We start from the raw sequence: 18074 nt of genomic DNA, 5'->3' as shown, positions 1-18074 counted from the left end.
TGCAAATATCACACGATAATTTATCTCCCTTTCCGACGAATCCAGATGAATATTCCCAATCCCATAAACAACAAAGGAATAATAACCATATATATACCTTTAATCACTTTCTCCCCGACTGATCCGATGTAAATTCCATTATCCGGAAATTCAGGACGCCTCACGTCTATCGGCACTTCGTTATCCGACAACCAAAAGAAACTTCCCGTTATTAAAGTATAATTTGAAGTACGCACGTTCACTCTTCTGTTAAACTCACTATTGCTGATACAATCCGCATCACCCGTTAGGAGAATCTTTTGTTCCCGGTTTCCCTCCTTCCGGGATAACGCCACAATCGTAGGGTATGATTTTTCGACCTCCCCGATTGCCGGATTCAGCCGAACCGTGTCATCCACGAAATCAGTGGTTTCCAACTCGTTCCAACTACCAATCGTGTCACTTTTAAACAATTCAGTTACCTTGAACCCTTTATCTGCCACTTGTTCTAATCCCGAACAACTAGGAGTTGTCACGACATATCCTCTCTTATACAGGACATCGAACTCGTAAGCAATATCCCCGGCCTCTTTTGTCGGGTAAGAAAGCAATATATCGGCCTGCCGATTCGTGTCATGTTTCACCAGAATACCCGGAACTAGCTCGAAACCGAACTTGCCAAATAAATGATTCATTACCTCTCGACGCCGCGGTTCTCCCATGACAACGAGATTTCCTCCCCGATCAATATATTGTTGTAATCTAGCCTCTTCCTCCGGCTGTAACCACTCCCGCATATCCGAGATCACGAGAATATTAATATCATCCGGAACTTCCCGATCCAGTTTCACCTCATCCACGTCAAAACCTTGATTAAGCAACGCATACCGGAAAGTTCGTTCATTAGCGAACAAACTATAATCACGATCTTTATTCCCCCGGTAACTACGCTCTCCGTGTCCTGCCAAGACACCAACTTTCGGAAGTATCATCACCAACCGTTTAAAAGCGGCTGAAATTTCGGGTTCTCCCGGGAATCTTTCCATATCATCATAAATCCGCAACCATGTTTTCTCTCCATTCTCTCGAACAATCTGCCGCACAAAATCATTTCCTTCACCCGACAGATCAATCATTTCCCGAATTTCCTCCGGTCCCTTGAACTTATTGGAATCCAACCCATAAATTTTACACACTTCCACCATCTTCTCCCGCAATGTCAGATCCGGGAAACGCCGATCCAATGAAGGATTATTCGTCGTATCGTAATAATACACGTATTTCAATTTCATATCCGGTTTAAAACGCAGATATTGTTTGAATCGCTCCATATCCGGTTTCACGAAAGAAGGCGAAGCGTACCAATTGGATCGTCCTAAAACATTGATATAAGTCGTGATCGTCACCTTTCCGTCCAGCTTCGCCACGATCTCCTGACTATTCGGCGTTAAAGTATTCATCTTGGTTTCCGTCGCATCATAATACACCATTAACGTGGGCAGAGCCGACAGGTAACCCAAGAAACAAGCCAATAAAATAACACCGACATTTCGCCCTAAAGTAATCGAGAAACGAATTTTCTGGCGGACAGCATTCAGTCGAATAATGGTCAATGTCAGAAAAAGACAAACCACGATAACGAAATAAAGAACGTCCTCGCTACAAATCAACCCGCCAATAAACGTGCTGCAACGCCCGTTAATCGACAACCAATAAGTCACGTCCCGTATAAAATCGTACTCTTGCCACCACCCACCAATCATGCTCAATATCATCAACACCGCAAAAGTTCCGATCGCCGCCACGATCTGGTAAGAAGTCAGACTCGACATGAATATACCAATCGCCGCGTACGCACATATCAGCAAATACAAACCCAGTAACCCGGTAAATACCATGGGCCAATCAAAATCTTTAATCGTACTCCAACCACAAATTACCGCCAGCAAAAGAATTCCCATCATAAACGCCCCGTAAATCATCATGGATAAATATTTCCCCATAATAATTTGGAAATTTGTAATCGGGGACGAGTATAATAAACGTATTGACCCGCTACTCAATTCCCGGCTCACAAGCCCCATCGTTAAAAGTGGAATATAGAAATACAGGAAACTTTGCATTCTGGCAAACACACCGCCATACATCGGGTCCGCGAAAACACGGTACGTTACGGCAGATAACGGGTACCCCATTTCCTGCGTCCAAACCATTCCTTTCATCATATCGGCAAAAAGCATCCCGGACTGCACCCCGAAAACAACCAAGATCAACCATGCCACGGGAGAATAGAAAAGCATTTGCAATTCCGTTCTCGCAATATTATATATCATTTTAAACATAACCAGACTTTTTAATGTGCTTTTTTAGATAATTCCGCAAATATGGTATCCAAAGAACTCTTCTCCACCCGGATCTCGGATAACCGCCAATCATTAGCGGCACTCTGTTTAACAATCCGGTCGATCACTTCCTGCGCTTCCGTGAAACGAATCCGGAATTTCATATTTCCCAGCTCTTCCACCCCCAACACCCCTTCGATTCTCTCCAACTCCTCCTTGGTCGGCGCATCCACCATTGACAAATAAATGGAATTCGGCATGATGTAATTATCAAACTCGTCCACGGATCCGGAAAACACCAACTTCCCCTCCTCGATCATCAAGATATGATCACAAACTGCCTGAACTTCCGTCAAGATATGCGTGGAAAGAATCACGGTTCGCTCCTGAGCAATATCCCGAATCAACTGACGAATCTCCAAAATTTGATTCGGATCCAACCCGTTCGTCGGTTCATCAAACACCACCAAATCCGGTTTATGCACGATCGCTTGGGCAATACCCACCCGTTGCTGGTAACCACCCGATAGATTTTTAATCAAGCGTTTCCGAAAATGAGTTATACCACATCGCCCCAACACATCATCCACGGCAGGTTGGAGTTCCTTATCCGGCACCCAGCGCAACCGGGCGCAGTGCAACAGATACTCTTCCACCGTCAAATCACCATACAAAGGTGGTTTCTGAGGCAGGAACCCGATAAGCCGTTTAGCGTCCACCGGTTTATTTCTCGCATCTATCCCCTTGATAAACACGTTACCTTCTGTCTGTTTGATCACCCCACAAACAATATTCATCGTGGTTGACTTTCCCGCACCGTTGGAACCCAGCAAGCCATAGATTCCCCGGACAGGAATCTCGAAACTAATGTCCCTCACGGCCCACTGGATACTGTAACGATGTGACAAATGCTCTACTTTTACGATCGGTTCTTTCATAAATTTGTCATTCATAATAATACATATTTACATACAATACTCCTAAGAATTAATTCGTCTGTTTTTGCTCTTTATAAATCATTTGCACGATTTCACCCGCAACTCCCCGTTCTTTCCACTTCAGGGATTTCGTCGCCACATCATAACAATACACGCAACCTTTATACTCCTGATTTCCGGCCGCATCCAAAGCCACGTATAAATTCTTTTCCTGCGGATCCAGCACCATACCTTTAATGACATCTCCATCCTCGCCCACCGTATAATCCGAACTACTCGGGAAATTCCCGTCCGACTCGAAATTATACCGGAAAATCTCATTCCCTTTTGAATAATACAAAATGCTCTCTTTCATACTCGTGAGGAACACGCTATTTTCCACGATATTCCCCTTCGTCTCCGGCCATACCGATTTCAATACACTATTTTTCGCGTTCACATAAACCACTTTCATTTGATTTGCGACATCTTTCATGATAATCAACCCTTCTCCATCATTCTTACTATTCAACATTCCAAGCACAGAAACGGCCTCAAGCTCATCATAAACCGGCATAACCATACCCCAATCTCCCGGGGCCAAAAATAACTTGTCCCGCGTATCAAAAACCAAATAACTTGTCCCGGAATAAGAATACGAAATAATTGCCTGATTCGCCAGATAAGCGTCAGGGAACATACCTCCCATCATTGCGTTCGTTATCCCTTGTTGAAAATTATTCAAAAAATCTTCTCCTTGACAATTCATATCAGCGATACGTCCACCTCCCAAAAATGTAATCGTACTCTCTCCATTAGGCAACAGACGTTCCACCCTAGGCTCGGGACAATTAATCATATTCAGAATTTCCATAGAATTTGCCTCCACTTTCGCGATTTTCAACGGTTCCTCCGTAGCAATGTATATATAATTACTTTTCGCATTATAGAGAATGGATCTTGGGGCATTTCCCAAAGTCACGCCCGGATTATTTAACCGGTAAACTCCCTTCTCAAAAACACGATCTCCTCCTTCAATATTCTTGAAAGAAACCATCGATTTTCCATCATGTAAACTTAAGACCACGATACCATCCTCGTAAGGATAAGGCACTTTCAGATTAAACGTTTTAAATATAGCTCCATCCTCATTGTACACTTTTAGACGACACAGGAAAGTCCCGCACGTCGTGCATTCATACGTCAACACGTTCGACGTGGACTTCACTTCATGATCGACCTGCCATTCATAAAAAAGAGGTTTATCTTCATTTTCCTGCACTATATCAGGAGCATTCAAGGTAAAAACGTGCATCTTTTCCCCGACATAAACACTATCCAAAGGATTCACGAAAGAAAGTCGGGAAATAGCGTCTCCCCCCAAGTCCGATTGATCGTCGATACAAGAAACCAACGCAAACAAACCTAACAATATATATATCAACTTTTTCATAATTCACTCGTTTTTTATCCGTATATACATTTTACTCGTAAGGCCAGAAGATATAAGGCGGAAACTCCATCCCGTACTCCGGATGTTCCTGAAAATATTCGTACATCTCCTTGGCGACATTGATCAACTTCACCATTTTGTAGAAATAATCATCCAACGTGATCGGGCCTCCCCATATTTCCATCATTTTCTGATATTTCTCCTTTTGGTAAGGTCCCCAAAAAACATCTTTAAGCCCAACCCACCATTCCGGTTCTGCCAAATAATTACTGAAAGTAACTGTTGCTCGAAGACCTTCTTTTACGCCCAACGCGAAATCAGGGCTTGCCTCCAGTTGCAATACAACCCGGAAAACGGTATCTCGTTCATCCATAACATTCTCCCGGATAATCTCCACCGGAACATACCCGACAATAGAATCCTTAGGAATCGTGATTTCGGAAGGGACCGCCGTGTAAGCCTCGGCAGTCGCCGTTGTAGAGGCCAAATCCACTTTCACGTTTACTTTCATATCCGCACGGGCAGGTTCTCCAAGTATCTGAACCGGAACCTTCACCGTGTATTTCGCCATCTCCACGGGCTTATCCCCAAATGCATAATTCAAACTATCCACGGGGAAATATACTCGATAAAAATCATCATAATAACCATCATCACCATTTTCACTACACCCGGCACACCAAACGCCAAGACACATCACGAGAATATATGCTATCTTTTTCATCTTTATACAAATTTACTTGTTAGTACCTCCAAATTCCTGTTCACTCTTCGGCCAAGGCAAAACAAACACATCAGTAGATGGAAGAATCTCTCTATCATTAGCCGCATTCATAAAACTACAATTATCCCGTTTATAAGAAAAGAATACTTGTCCTTCCCCCCAGAACTCACGGCAACGCTCCACGAGTAACTCTTTGTTGAACGCATCTTGTGTCGAAAACCTAGAACTCTCCAGATCTTTCAACCCCCGACTATTCCGGACATCGTTCAGGTAACGCAAAGCCTTCTCCTTATCTTGCGAGTAAGTTGCCTCAGCCAGAATATAATACATCTCGGGAAGACGAACCAGACATACCCCTTGAAAATTATATGCCTGTTCCTCCTTTTTTAGTAATCGGGTAAAAGCGTATTGCTGGGAAATCGACTCGTCTTCCGTGAAAAACTCCGTGTAACGCATATCCTTACTATCCGCCTCAAAACTCCCCACCTCATAAATCGAACGCATTCCCTCTCGAACCCGCACGACACTGCCTGATCCTAGCGAACCTTTTAAAAACAGATCGTTATAAGGAGTGTACAATAAGCTGGAATAGAGACCCCAAATTAATTCTCTATTGGCTCCATACCTTTTCACACTAGCAAAAACTTTCGAATCCGTTAACCTGAACTCCGGATGGGCAATAACTTTTCCCGCGTAATATGCCGCACTGTCCAAATCTCCCTTGTAATGGAAAACACGCGCTTTCAAAGCCCACACGGCATATTGGTTACAATGCTGGTAACGTGTCCCCCGGTACACGGAAGTCGCTAAAGAATCCTTTACCAATTTATCGTTAACCAGAATCTTCTGGGCCTCGGTCAAATCAGCCAGCACATTATCGTAGCATTCCTTCAACGTGTATATCCGCTTGTTCTCCAAGTCAAACGAATAAGAATAAGGAATCCCGCCTGCCCCGGAATTTATCTTTATATTATCACAAAACAAACGCATAAGATCAAAATGCAAGAAAGCACGCAAAGCATACGCCTCCCCCCGAATAACCGTGTAATCCGGATCTTTGGCAACATCTTCTTTCTCCACGTTCTCGATCACATTATTCACGTACATGATACATTCATACGCCTTAGACCAAATCCCATCCACCGTTTCGGAAATAGCCTGATCCGTGTATTTAAAATTCGTGGCCGCATAAACACCCGTCATACCATTATAAGGATCGTAAAACAATTGTCCCACCTGATCAATAAAACCGTAACTCATCGCTTTCCCGTACAGGCTTGTTTGTGCCATCGAGGCATAAATGCCATACATGGCGTCTCGATACCCCTGCACGTCCTTGAACTGTTTGCCTTGTTCAACCGTACCCTTAGGCTGTACATCCAGAAAACTATTGCACCCACACAGACCTACCAGTACACAAAGCCCGAACAGCAACTTAGATTGTATATTTTCTCTTCTCATAACTTTCGTTTTAATTCATTCTTTTAAAATGCAGCACTTATAGAGAACTCGAAACTTCTCGCAAAAGGATAATCAAGTCCCCGTTCCTGTTTAATCGTGGACACCCGGAATATATCATTCATCAAAAATTCCACCCGTAAACGATTCAAATACAATTTTCGACACAAATCCGGCATAAAATCGTATGATAAACTCAAACTCTTCATGTTCAGGAAATATTCATCCCGGATAAAACGACTCGTGACATCAGGAATACTTTTGTCGGCAATATCCTTGTACTTTGCGTGATCCCCCACTTGACTCCAACGACTATAAAACACCCGTTTATCAGCGTTATATTGAGGATCCGCCCCCTCCACCCGAGTCACCAAAGTCTGGTTATAAATCGTCGCACCCAAAGAATAATCAAACATCATGTTTAAAGAGAAACCCTTGAAAGTCAAATAAGTGGCAAAAACTCCCGACAAATCAGGATCGGAATCCCCGTACACCCGCTTATCCCAATAGTCATACACGAAAGTCGGGTTCCCTTCCTTGTCAATAAAAATCTCCCGTCCGGTAGCCGGATCGATACCTCCTGACTTGACAGCCTTCACTGCACTGATAGAATGTCCTTCCTCGTAGATTGGCGGTGGCATCCGTGACGTTTGAGTATTCAAAGAATCATTCAATATTTTCAAAGAATTACTGATCTTCTTTATCTTATTCTTATTATGTTGCATCGTGACCGACAACGACCAGTTCCATTCCTTATTCGTTACGACAACGACCCTCGCCTGTAACTCGATACCCGAATTGGCCAATTTTCCCATATTCTCCTTAGCGGTAGGCATCCCGATAGAAGGGGCTTTCGTCACGTCAAGTAACAAATTATCCGTGATCTTGTTATAATAATCCACGGTCATATCCAAGCGATTACGAAAAAAGACAACATCAATCCCCACATTATAATTCAATGCCCGCTCCCATTTCAACTCCGGGTTTCCAATAGCCATTGGCACCGCACCAATACCTTTCCCGTAATCCAACTCCCCTTTATACTGGTAAGTCGTCATCGCCTGATAAGGAGCAAAAGAGGCATTCCCGGTGTACCCGACACTGGCTCTCAATTTCAACCGATCCGTAGATGAAGAATGCATGAACTTCTCTTTATGAATATTCCACCCCGCTCCGACACTCCAGAATGGAGCATAACGCTGATCCTCCCCAAATTTTGAATCTCCTTCGTAACGAATAGAGGCATCTAAAAAATAACGGTCATCGTAAATTATGTTCGCGTTCATAAACGCTCCCATCGTGCGGGAAATATCCTGCGAGCCACCCGGTTTTTCTCCTTCCGGATACTTTGTGCTAAAAGCCGGATGTGCCAGTTTATCCGAAAAAATCCCAACGCCGACATACGAATTAGCATTACTCTCGGTGGATTGAATCGTTCCACCTCCAATTACGCTTAACAACGTACCCGTCCCGAACATTCGATTATACGATAACATCAATCTCCCCTGATAATCCACGCTTTTCGTGTTAGAAATACTGATTTTTCCCGATTCAGCGGCAGTTTTCCCTCTAAAATCATTCGATTCCGGGGAACGGAAAATTTCCGTATCGTTCTTTGCCTTGTTTAAAGAAAATGAACCTTCCACCCGAAAGTCCGGCAACACCTCCACTTTCAAATCTAAAATAGTATTCAAATAGAATTGTTCTCCTTTATTATAACTTCCCAACGATGCCTCGTACAAGGGATTAGGCGTGTCGTAACTCAACGTCCGGTTCAACGAACCATCAGCCAGATACACCGGATCATAAGGATTCAATTTCACGTATTCGCCAAATGTACCATAAGGAGACTCTTCATTATTCACGGACGTAATGGTTGTCGTGTTCGACACAAACACTTTATCCTGTTTATTATACGAGAGCTTGAACCCCAAGGAATACCGATCCCGCTTAGATTCTTTCATCACCCCTTGCTCCGTCCCATATCGGGCAGTCAAGCTATAACGTATATAATCGTCACCCCCGGCAGCATTAATGGAATGATTATGTGACAACGAATTACGTAAAGGTTTGGAAATCCAGTCTGTATTTACACCTTCCCGTACCCGCAAAAATTTCTCATTATACAACTCATCCAGTTGATATTGATTACTACTTGTCCCCACGTACAATTTAGCCCTTTTTTCGTATTCCAGTTTTTCCCCGGCATTCAACAAATCATAATCACTTAAATCCGGCATAGAAACCCGAAACGTCCCGTTGTATGACACCCTCATTTTCCCCGCTCTCAAAGGTTTTGTCGTGATAACAACAACCCCTTTTGCCGCCTTGGCCCCATACAAGGCAGAAGCTGAGGCATCTTTCAAAACGGTCACGTTCTCCACGTCATTAATATCCATATCAAAAACATAGTCCAGATCAACTTCCGCCCCATCCACGATAAAAGTCGGGACATTGGATGACCCCTCAAAACTACTCCTCCCACGGATCAAAATTTCCGGCCTCGTGTTCGGGTCCGATCCCATCTCATTATTCGTAACAATCTGCATACCCGGTACAAAAGCTGCCAAACTCTGCAACAAATTTTTCGTCCCCACGCTCAACAACTGTTCCCGCTTTACCGTCGTGGCCGCACCCGTGTAACTATTTTTTGACTTCGTTCCGAATCCGGTAATAATCACCTCCTCCAATTCATCCACATCCGGTTTCATCACGATAACCAAATCCTTCGTCTCCACACCTTTAATTTCCCGCTCTTGAGTTTTCATCCCCACGAAAGAAAATACTAGAACCACGCTATCCCTCCTCGAGAATTCAAACTTGAACTTTCCATCCGCATCAGTAGCCGTTCCGATTGTCGTTCCTTTCAATGCAACAGTCACCCCCGGTAAAGGCATCCCCACCTCATCCTTCACAATTCCGGTGATTTTCCATACCACCGGACGTTGGTCTTCAGTTTTAGGAGAAATCACAATCACGTTATCCACGATGTGATAAACCAATGAAGTTCCTTTCAACACGCGCTCCAATATTTCGGTCACCGTCGCGTTCTTCACGGAAACCGACACGTTCACCCCGGTCACCTCGTCATCATTGTAAAAGAATTCATAACCGGACTTCTCTCCCAGTTCATTTAAAACTTTTACCAAGCTTTCCGATTTCTTCTCCATAGATAACCTGACATTCTGTGCCACGCTTTTAGCGGACACTGAATAAATAGTAATTAGTAATAGAAAAAGACAGAGTTTCATAACCGTACAGATTTTTTTTAGGACAGACCTTTCCCCTGTCCTTACATTTGGTTTTTTTTTCATAACTTTGTAAGGCTAAATTGTTTGTACTAGAATCAATTTTTCAGCTTATACAGGAAATGTTCGCTGCATTTCCTGTATTTTTATTGTATCATGATTGTATGTTCCTTTATCTCGAATTTTATATCCGTGGTCATCTCGATCATCTTCAACACCTGACATATATCCGCATATTTCGGTAATGACCCCGTGAATCGTTTTTGTTTCATCGAAGGATTCGAGAAGAAGAATTCCACGTTGTACCAACGGGATAACTTCCGAATCACCCCTTCCATATCCTCGCTGGCAAAAGTAAATCGATCCAGTCGCCACAAGGTATATAACTTGGTATTTACTTCCCGGACGGTCATCTCTTTCCCCTGCAATAGCGCTTGTTTCCCGGGTGTTAACACAACCTTTTCTCCATTCACCTTATCGTTCACTTCAACCCGCCCCTCGACTAACGTCGCATGACAACTTCCCTCATCCTCATATATCGACACGTTAAAAGAAGTCCCTAACACCTTCACGTCCATATCCCGAGTCTCCACGATAAACGGGGCCGCCTCGTTCCGTGCCACTTGAAAATACGCCTCCCCGGTCAACTGCACCCGCCGCTCGTTACCGACAAAGTGAGCGGGATATTTCAACTCGGACGCACTATTTAACCAGATTTCAGTGCCATCATCCAGCACGATTTTGTACTCCCCTCCCTTCGGAATTCGTAACGTGTGCCATTCCGGCATACTCGAAAGTGCAGATAAAGAATACTTCAAACTACCGTCCTCGCCAATATTCAAGGTCTCCATCCCCGTTATATTTAAACAGGTATCTTTCAATCCCTGTAACACCACGTGTTTCCCCGTCCCTGTTATCAGCACGGCCCGTGTTCCACCCTGTTCTATCCGGGCAACAGCGACTTGTTTCGTTTCCGGTTGAGACGAACCGGCCATTTGCCAATAAATCAGTCCTCCCACGAAAGCCACCACCACGGCAGCCACCGCTCCCCACACTTTCAACAAAGAACGTCCCTTCCGAACCGGTTTTTCCATCACCTCCTTCAACTGTTCCCACCGCCGGGACGTGTCAAACGATGCGTACTCCCCGATCTCCCGTTGCAAAACATCCTTATCCCACAACTCTTCCAATAACCTCTGATGCCGCTCGTTTTCATCCAACCACACCCGAAGACGGCTCATTTCCTCTTCCGAAATATCCTCCCGTAAATAAGCCAGGATCAACTCATGTATGTCTTTTGTAACTTTCATATACCTGAATTTTACACCTTAAACACACTCGATCGACAAATAGGTGACAAGAGTATGAAAAAAATATCATCACGTACACGTAATACCACATAACCTCTAATGATTCCCTGTAACAATAAATGCATGAAGACACCTTCTTACTTGCGAGAAAATTCGTTATCGTATGCCAAAACAGAAGTTCTGTTCGAGTTATTTTTATTTATTGTTTGTTAAAATGGCGGCTATCATCGGGCTATAATGGGGCGAGTATGCGGCGACAGCGCCTAACTGTCGCCCAACAGTCTAGTAACAGCCTAGTAATTCCCATAATTAAGATAAGATCATCCCCGGCAAAAGAGGAATCATTACGAAAAGACCTTCATTACAAACCAGGAAAAAACATCCCTGCATAAACGAACAAATCACCTAATCTACCCCGTAAATAAGACTTTGCCCGTTGTTTCTGTGTTTTGATAGTATTCAACGATATATCCAATTCTTCGGCAATCTTCTTATCCTCCTGTCCATCCACGTAAGAACGTTTAAAAATTTCCTTGCACTTATCCGGTAGCTCGTCAATTGCCCCAAAAAGTTCCGCCACCACTTCTGCCCGGATCTGTTGACAAAGAAAATAGTCTTCATCCAACTCTTCCCGTTTCAGATTTCGATAATTCCGGTCCCGAATCTCCAAATCCCGGAGATAATTCAGACACCGATGCTGCACACTATTATACAGAAAAGTTTTTACTGTTTTCAAATTAGGGAAGCCACCCCGATCCATTCTCCAGAAAGCGAGAAAAACATCCTGCACGATGTCTTCCGCCTCCAAACTATCCCGCACTATACGAGTCGCAAAAAAGCATAGCGCCTTATGATACATCTCGAACAATCGCTGAAAAGCCTCCCGCTCCCCCCGTTCCAGACATTTCACAAATTCCGGTGACTGAATATCAATATTATACATCAAATCCCTATGCTTAATTTGCTTATCGCACGTTCCTATCAAAACTTCCGATAAATAGAAGCGTTTACAAAAATAAGTATTATTTTATCAAATCAAAATAAATACTTCAAATATCAAAAAGAGCCGTCTTCCATTCGGCAGACAGCTCTCTTCTCTTTACTTATTCTCAATAGATAACCTTATCTTAAATAACTTGGCTTACTTTTCTTTTTACATTTACCTTCACTTCGGGAAGACTAACCGGTCCGAAGATCGTGTCTTGACTTGCTACTTTCTGCACCGGAGCAACCGCGGTAGTGTTTTCTACATTCTCTTGATCGGCATAAGCACATACGATTTTTTCAGCTTTAGCTTGGTTTAAACTACGTCCACCGATAAACACTGTAATTACAGCCACGAATACTATTATAATATACTTCATCATTTTATTTTATATTTAAAAATTAGACAACTATTTTTAATCACTCTCTTTATTTCGTTGTTGTTATCTTTCAACAATACAAAAGTACGACACTTCCCCCTACCGGGAAAATTATCCAAGTTATACTTTAGTTGTCATAAGGTTAAATATATGTTAGGCTTAAAAAAGATAATCCTCTCTTTTATAATAATTAACCAAAGCGGCTTTCCCCGTCTATCCAAGGAGTTAAAGGGTATTTCATGCTCACAACAGAGCGTTAACGAAATCATAATTCACCCCCTAAAACCTCAATTTTTTAAGGGAAACGATTTATCGGGGAATCTTGATTTTATGCTGATATTTATAAAAACAGGCATAAAAAAGAATGTAACGAAGGTCATTTCAGTCCCATTCGCTACATTCCGTAATGATTTTATCGGGTTATCCCGCATAAATAGTCTTTATCGAACTTCCGATCCCGGTTTCACCTCTTTATCCGGAGAAACAAAGGAAAGCGTTCCATCGGCATTCTCGGCCATCAAGATCATTCCTTGTGACACAATACCTTTTAACGGTTTCGGTTCCAAGTTAACCAACACGCTGACTTGACGCCCGATCACCTCCTCCAGCGTGTAATGCTCGGCAATACCCGAAACAATCGTACGTTCGTCAATTCCCGTGTCCACGGTTAATTTCATCAACTTCTTAGTCTTAGCCACTTTCTCGGCAGCGATGATCTTACCTACCCGAATATCCATCTTCATGAAATCCTCGTACTGGATATTCTCCTTGGCAGGGGCGGCCTTCACGGAAGCCATCTCGTTTGCCTTCTTGGTAGCCAACAATTTATCAATTTGAGCCTGTATCGTCGCATCCTCGATCTTCTCGAACAACAATCCGGCCTCTCCCAATTCATGCCCGGCAGGAATCACGCCATCACCCATTTTAGCCCAATCAATCACGTCAATATTCATGAACTCACGTAATTTCTGAGAAGAGAATGGCATGAACGGTTCCATCAACGTGGAAAGGTTGGCAGAAATCTGTAAACAGATATTCAGAATCGTCTTCACCCGTCCCTCGTCCGTCTTGATCACTTTCCAAGGTTCGGTATCTGCCAAGTATTTATTACCCAAACGAGCCAGATTCATCGCCTCTTTCAACGCGTCGCGAAAATGGAAGGTCTCCAGACTCTTCTCAACACGTTCCACGATTTGCGGAATTTCAGCCAAGACTTCTTTATCGTAATCCGTCAACTCGCCCCGTTCCGGTACCCGGTTGGCAAAATACTTTTGTGTCAACACCAACGTACGGTTAATGAAGTTCCCGTAGATAGCCACCAATTCGCTGTTATTCCGAGTTTGGAAATCTTTCCAAGTAAAGTCATTATCTTTCGTCTCGGGAGCGTTTGCCGTCAACACGTAGCGTAACACGTCCTGTTTACCGGGGAACTCCACGAGATACTCGTGCAACCATACCGCCCAGTTCCGGGATGTGGAAATTTTATCTCCTTCCAAATTCAAGAACTCGTTGGCCGGCACATTATCCGGTAATATATAAGAACCATCGGCTTTCAACATTGCCGGGAAAATAATACAATGGAAAACAATGTTATCCTTCCCGATAAAATGAATCATCCGGGTTTCCGGGTCTTTCCAGTATTTTTCCCATTCCGGAGTCAGGTCTTTCGTGGCAGAGATATACCCGATCGGGGCATCAAACCACACGTAAAGCACTTTTCCCTCGGCTCCCTCGATTGGAACGGGTACACCCCAATCCAAGTCACGGGTCACCGCACGAGGTTGCAAACCGTTGTCCAACCAAGATTTACATTGCCCGTAAACATTCGGTTTCCACTCTTTATGCTCTTCCAAAATCCACTCTTTCAACCAACCTTCATACTGATCCAAAGGCAGATACCAGTGTTTTGTTTCTTTCAGTTCCGGTTTGTTTCCCGTGATCGCAGACACCGGGTCAATCAAATCGGTAGCGTTCAAGCTAGTTCCACAAGCCTCACACTGATCCCCGTATGCCCGTTCGTTACCGCAATGAGGACATTTCCCCACGATATAACGGTCTGCCAAAAATTGCCCTGCCTTTTCGTCGTAGAACTGCATCGAGGTCTTTTCGATAAATTTTCCCTCGTCATACAGCTTCTTGAAAAAAGCGGAAGATAACTCGTGATGCGTCTTCGAACTTGTCCGGGAATATATATCAAACGAAATACCCAATTCCTCGAAAGAATCCTTGATGATCTTGTGATAACGATCGACAATATCCTGCGGGGTCACACCCTCTTTTTGAGCCTTGATCGTGATCGGCACCCCGTGTTCGTCCGATCCACCGATAAATGCCACATCCTCACCTTTCTTCCTCAGATACCTCACGTAAATATCGGCAGGCACGTATACCCCCGCCAAGTGTCCGATATGCACGGGTCCATTCGCGTAGGGCAAAGCCGTGGTAATCAAATTTCTCTTGAACTTACTCATATATCCAGTTTATAAACTTTTGAACTCTAGTGGCGCAAAGTTAGAAAAATATTAGTTACCTTCGTACTATAATAACAAAACTTCAACTTTTATGTTACGACCTATATACCTGCAGCCGGGAGATAAGGTGGCTTTAATTTCACCCTCTGGCGTTGCAACAAAAGAACAGCTGGATGCGGCCTGTTCACTCCTGACCTCTTGGGAGTTAGTGCCTGTACCCGGACAACACGTTCTTTCCCGACACGGGAGATTGGCAGGCACGGATGAAGAACGATTACATGATTTACAAACAGCCCTTGACGCCGAGGACATCCGGGCCATCTGGTGCATGGCGGGAGATTACGGGATGTTACGTATCGTACAAGAGGCGGATTATTCCATATTTCAAGGAAACCCCAAATGGGTGATCGGGATGAACGACATCACGGTGTTACACGCCAAACTCCATTCCCTCGGAATCGAGAGTTTACACGCCTTCATGCCTTCTGATTACAACACAACTTCCCCGGAAGTGGTCACGCAATTACGGAATTTCCTTTTCGGGATCATTTCCTCGTACGCCATCCCTGCACACCCGTTCAACCGACCGGGAATCGTGGAAACCGAAATGATCGGTGGAATGTTGCAATGGGTGCATAACTTGCATGACACTTGCATCGAACGGAACACGAGAGGGACGATCCTTTTCATCGAGGACCCGTCTAACGATCTGTACGAAATTGACCGGAACGTGAAATGTATGAAATACGCCGGGAAATTCCAACATCTGGCCGGATTGGTAGTCGGGGAATTCGGAAAAGAATCGACCCCGGAATTTAAAGCAGAAGTGTATAAACTGATTCATGACGCCGTGGAAGATTACACGTATCCCGTGTGTTTCGGTCTTCCGGCCGGACACGTGCGCGACAATTTTCCCCTGATCCTGGGAGCAAACGTAGAATTAATCGTTCACCCAAAAGGAGCGGAACTACATTTCCCCTGATCACGTACAAGCCATGCACAAAATTTTATTGGTAACTCTATTTTTAATTTACATTGCAATGAATAATATTGTTTATCCGGCAAAGCTGGACACCCTATACCGGGCGATTGACCATCGCCAGTCACAACACGATTTGCCCTTGATCGGCATTTCTGCCAATTTCGAAAACGGGAACTCGTGTATCGAACACTCGTACGTGATTTCGATCCTGCAAGCGGGCGCAATACCCGTGCTACTTCCCGTGCATAACGACATCGAAACGCTCCGGAAGACCATCGAAACGCTCGATGGATTGATGCTTACCGGAGGTGGGGATATTAATCCGCTGTACGGAAACGAGGAGCCTCTCCCCCCGCTCGGAAGTATTGATGCCGCCAGAGATCAATTCGATTTCACGCTGGTAAAACTGGCTGCCGACCGACAAATCCCCATCTTCGGAATCTGCCGCGGACACCAGATCATTAACATGGCTTTCGGGGGGACAAACTACCAGGACATCTATTCCCAGCATGAACAGCAACTACTGAAACACAGCCAGTCCATCAGCCGGGAATTCGGTTCCCACACGGTAAACGTTGTCAAAAACACCGTACTCCATTCTGTTCTCGGAACAGACTCCTTGATCGTGAATTCATACCACCATCAAGCAGTCAAAGACGTGGCTCCCGGATTCCGGGTAAGTGCCACCTCTCCCGACGGGATCGTGGAGGCCATGGAAGGGATGCCCGGGCACTGCGTATTCAGCGTGCAATGGCACCCGGAGAAAATGGCCGTTCGCCCGGATGAGCAAATGATGAAGTTATTTCATTATTTTGTGGACGAGGCAACCTTGTTTAAGAAAGCCAAAGAGATTCATCGAAACAGTCTTATCGTGGATTCCCATTGTGACACCCCGATGAAATTCACCGAAGGATTCAATTTCGGGGAACGTCACGAGGATGTCAAAGTCGATCTCCCCAAAATGCAGGAAGGACGAGAAGATGCCGTTTTCATGGTAGCCTATCTTCATCAAGATGCCCGGGATGATGAATCCCTGCAAGCTGCCACGCAAAAAGCCGTGGATATCTTTTACCAGATTTCCGAACAGGTAAAACTCAACGAAAGCCGAGTAGGCATTGCCTATAACGTGGATGATTTGATCTACTTGAAAAATGCCGGGAAGAAAGCCATCTTCCTTGCCATCGAAAACGGGTATGCCATCGGCAAAGACCTCAACAATCTTTCCATGTTCAAAGACATGGGGATCACGTACATCACGTTATGCCATAACGGGAGCAATGATATTTGTGATTCCGCCAAGGGTGAGCCGGAACATGACGGATTGAGCCCGTTCGGTCGGGAAGTCGTGAAAGAGATGAACCGTCTCGGTATCATCATCGACATCTCGCATACCAGCGCAAAAACAGTGCAGGATGTTCTGGAACTCAGCACGGCACCCATCATCGCATCCCACTCTTCCGCACGAGCTTTATGCGATCACCCAAGAAACCTCACGGATGATCAGATCAGAGCGATAGCGGCTAAAGGTGGAGTGGTGCAGGTATGCCTCTATAACTGGTTCCTAAGCAAACAACCCAACCCGACGATTCTGGACGCCGTGACACATATCAATCATATCGTGCGACTTGTCGGCATTGACCATGTGGGTATCGGCACGGACTTTGACGGTGACGACACCGAAAAGCTAACCGGTTGCCGAGCTGCCAATGAAGTGATCAACCTCACGGTTGAACTTCTCCGACAAGGGTACACCGCCGAAGAACTGCATAAATTATGGGGAGATAATTTATTGAGAGTATTGAATACCGTGCAAAATTAAAATACAA

12 protein-coding genes are annotated in these 18074 nt (G+C 44.5%); 2 read left to right on the top strand and 10 right to left on the bottom strand.

What is annotated here, in order from left to right:
• Positions 1 to 20: 20 nt before the first annotated feature.
• From QVC79_RS13670 to metG, 10 genes are all read right to left on the bottom strand, one after another.
• On the bottom strand, positions 21 to 2321 hold the full coding sequence (locus QVC79_RS13670; RefSeq protein WP_270592533.1) for a Gldg family protein: 2301 nt from the start codon (positions 2319 to 2321) through the stop codon (positions 21 to 23).
• Positions 2322 to 2332: 11 nt separating this feature from the next.
• On the bottom strand, positions 2333 to 3259 hold the full coding sequence (locus QVC79_RS13665; protein ID WP_270593381.1) for an ABC transporter ATP-binding protein: 927 nt from the start codon (positions 3257 to 3259) through the stop codon (positions 2333 to 2335).
• 49 nt (positions 3260 to 3308) lie between these two features.
• The gene (locus QVC79_RS13660) at positions 3309 to 4691 is read right to left on the bottom strand and encodes a hypothetical protein (protein ID WP_270592530.1); all 1383 of its coding nucleotides are present in this window, start codon (positions 4689 to 4691) and stop codon (positions 3309 to 3311) included.
• Between the two features lie 31 nt (positions 4692 to 4722).
• Positions 4723 to 5415, bottom strand: a complete 693-nt coding sequence (locus QVC79_RS13655; RefSeq protein WP_270592528.1) for a DUF4843 domain-containing protein — start codon at positions 5413 to 5415, stop codon at positions 4723 to 4725.
• Between the two features lie 12 nt (positions 5416 to 5427).
• Positions 5428 to 6876: a RagB/SusD family nutrient uptake outer membrane protein gene (locus QVC79_RS13650; protein WP_270592527.1), complete on the bottom strand. Its 1449-nt coding sequence runs from the start codon at positions 6874 to 6876 to the stop codon at positions 5428 to 5430.
• A gap of 23 nt (positions 6877 to 6899) precedes the next feature.
• Complete coding sequence (locus QVC79_RS13645; protein ID WP_270592522.1) at positions 6900 to 10124, bottom strand: SusC/RagA family TonB-linked outer membrane protein; 3225 nt, start codon at positions 10122 to 10124, stop codon at positions 6900 to 6902.
• Between the two features lie 143 nt (positions 10125 to 10267).
• Positions 10268 to 11431, bottom strand: coding sequence for a FecR family protein (locus QVC79_RS13640; protein ID WP_270592520.1), 1164 nt, complete (start codon positions 11429 to 11431; stop codon positions 10268 to 10270).
• A gap of 361 nt (positions 11432 to 11792) precedes the next feature.
• Positions 11793 to 12374, bottom strand: coding sequence for an RNA polymerase sigma-70 factor (locus tag QVC79_RS13635; protein WP_167513902.1), 582 nt, complete (start codon positions 12372 to 12374; stop codon positions 11793 to 11795).
• 184 nt (positions 12375 to 12558) lie between these two features.
• A complete protein-coding gene (locus QVC79_RS13630) occupies positions 12559 to 12798 on the bottom strand; it encodes a hypothetical protein (protein ID WP_087420982.1) in 240 nt (79 codons plus the stop codon).
• Between the two features lie 437 nt (positions 12799 to 13235).
• Positions 13236 to 15266 carry a methionine--tRNA ligase gene (gene metG, locus QVC79_RS13625; protein WP_270592517.1) on the bottom strand — a complete coding sequence of 677 codons (2031 nt, stop codon included), beginning with the start codon at positions 15264 to 15266 and terminating at the stop codon, positions 13236 to 13238.
• Positions 15267 to 15357: 91 nt separating this feature from the next.
• On the opposite strand from metG, the gene QVC79_RS13620 reads away from it, so the two are divergent.
• Positions 15358 to 16248, top strand: coding sequence for a S66 peptidase family protein (locus tag QVC79_RS13620; RefSeq protein WP_270592515.1), 891 nt, complete (start codon positions 15358 to 15360; stop codon positions 16246 to 16248).
• Between the two features lie 58 nt (positions 16249 to 16306).
• A complete protein-coding gene (locus QVC79_RS13615; RefSeq protein ID WP_270592511.1) occupies positions 16307 to 18067 on the top strand; it encodes a gamma-glutamyl-gamma-aminobutyrate hydrolase family protein in 1761 nt (586 codons plus the stop codon).
• Positions 18068 to 18074: the final 7 nt, after the last annotated feature.

The organism is Butyricimonas sp. (assembly GCF_019423355.1).
Classification (GTDB): domain Bacteria; phylum Bacteroidota; class Bacteroidia; order Bacteroidales; family Marinifilaceae; genus Butyricimonas; species Butyricimonas faecihominis.
This window is presented reverse-complemented; position numbering and strand designations above follow the sequence as displayed.